This is a genomic window from Bartonella sp. B1099, assembly GCF_944801835.1.
GTDB lineage: Bacteria > Pseudomonadota > Alphaproteobacteria > Rhizobiales > Rhizobiaceae > Bartonella.
Window position 1 is genome coordinate 1 of record NZ_CALYLN010000005.1, and the last position, 1,460, is coordinate 1,460.

Here is a 1,460-nt window from a genome sequence, read left to right on the forward strand (position 1 = left end):
ACTAAAGGGTAGTTTGTATCTTATATTAGAAAATAATTTAAGAAATTGAGATCGTAATTTTATCACAGGAAACGAGTATGTTTACAGCTAAGCAGATAAAAGCTTTGTTTGGTATTATAACTTTTATATTTTTATGTTTTTTAGGAATTAAAAAAAATCCCTATTTTATTCAAAGTATTTTGATATTTGCATCTTTTGGTTTGATAATAATAACAAACATTTTTGTAATTTTATGCAATTCTCATATTCCTTTTGAATTACAAAATAATCCAAAATATAAACATGATGATACAACGGGCTGGATGAAACTAACACGTGACTTACAACGGTATATGCACAAACTTTTAAAGATAATAATTTTAGCGCTTGTCGTTTTAATTTTTCCAAATAGTTATGAAAAAGCTGTTTCTTTGCCTGTCACTTCTAAGCACGTGGAACATCAATTTTCTTTTTCATTGGATACCGTATTTGGGTATTTAGACATTGCACTTTGGTACTATTTTTTATGCTGTGTATTGTTTCTTATGTTTCGTACACGCAGTTTAATAAACATATCCACCTACACACTACAGTCTTGTACTAAAAACCAAAAGTAAAATTCCCAATTTATAAGACTGTATATTAGTAGATTACTTATCGCATTGAACGAAGCATGGCATCACGTAAAATGGCGTTAATTCGCGTTTGATAGCCTTTCCCTTGACTTTTAAGCCAAGCTAGCACGTCTGAATCCACACGCACTGTTGTGACAGTCTTCGTTGGTTTATAAAATGGATTGCGAACGGCGTTTTTCCAGAACGCATCATCAAGTGGTGGAATATCACTATGATCAGTTGCACTCTCCGGCATTGCTGCAAGTTCATCAATTTCAACCCTCTGTTTATTCGTCAAAGGTGATAAATGGCCTACATCAATTTCATAACGAACTTTCTTCTTCATAACGTTTCCTCTCTTTCAAATTAGCGCGCCGTGCTGAAATAATACGGATAACCTCTATGCCATCTTTATCGTCACGGACAGTATGCGCTACAAGCAACAATAAAAAACCATCTACAAGTCCTAAAGTTTGCCAACGATATTCTCCGTTTTCAATACGGTCTTGTTTAACCATGGCAAATGGGTCGGCAAAAACACGAGCAGCTATTTCAAAACTTACACGGTGTTTTTTAAGATTACTTTTTGCTTTAACTTCATCCCATTCAAATCTTATTTTCATATCTCATGTTAATACATTTATGTATGTATATCAAGAGTTTTAAATAACCACTGAATTTTTCATGTTTTATGCACAATTAATATAATGCAATACTTTAAAAAACTGTGTTTAATAAACTGAAATAATTGAAAAAATAAACAAATTACGATAGGATTTTACGTATATAAAATGCAAATCAAATGGAACTTACAAACATGTTGAATAAAGTGACTTTAATTGGTTATCTTGGAGCCGACCCCGAAAG

3 protein-coding genes are annotated in these 1,460 nt (G+C 32.2%); 1 reads left to right on the forward strand and 2 read right to left on the reverse strand.

The genetic code is table 11. From position 1 onward, the window contains the following. Window positions 1–77 precede the first annotated feature (77 nt). A complete protein-coding gene (locus NNJ73_RS10000; protein WP_254493972.1) occupies window positions 78–596 on the forward strand; it encodes a hypothetical protein in 519 nt (172 codons plus the stop codon). 37 nt (window positions 597–633) lie between these two features. On the opposite strand, the gene NNJ73_RS10005 is transcribed toward NNJ73_RS10000, so the two are convergent. Together NNJ73_RS10005 and NNJ73_RS10010 are read right to left on the reverse strand one after the other, a co-directional pair. After that, window positions 634–939, reverse strand: a complete 306-nt coding sequence (locus NNJ73_RS10005) for a BrnA antitoxin family protein (RefSeq protein ID WP_254493973.1) — start codon at window positions 937–939, stop codon at window positions 634–636. Then, window positions 917–1,216, reverse strand: a complete 300-nt coding sequence (locus tag NNJ73_RS10010) for a BrnT family toxin (protein ID WP_019221594.1) — start codon at window positions 1,214–1,216, stop codon at window positions 917–919. The genes NNJ73_RS10005 and NNJ73_RS10010 overlap by 23 nt, the downstream gene beginning before the upstream one ends. Window positions 1,217–1,460: the final 244 nt, after the last annotated feature.

What these genes read in the sequence shown, in the direction of transcription:
- NNJ73_RS10000 (WP_254493972.1), top strand. Translation starts at nt 78, where the DNA reads ATGTTTACAGCTAAGCAGATAAAAGCTTTGTTTGGTATTATAACTTTT.
- NNJ73_RS10010 (WP_019221594.1), bottom strand. Translation starts at nt 1,216, where the DNA reads ATGAAAATAAGATTTGAATGGGATGAAGTTAAAGCAAAAAGTAATCTT.
- NNJ73_RS10005 (WP_254493973.1), bottom strand. Translation starts at nt 939, where the DNA reads ATGAAGAAGAAAGTTCGTTATGAAATTGATGTAGGCCATTTATCACCT.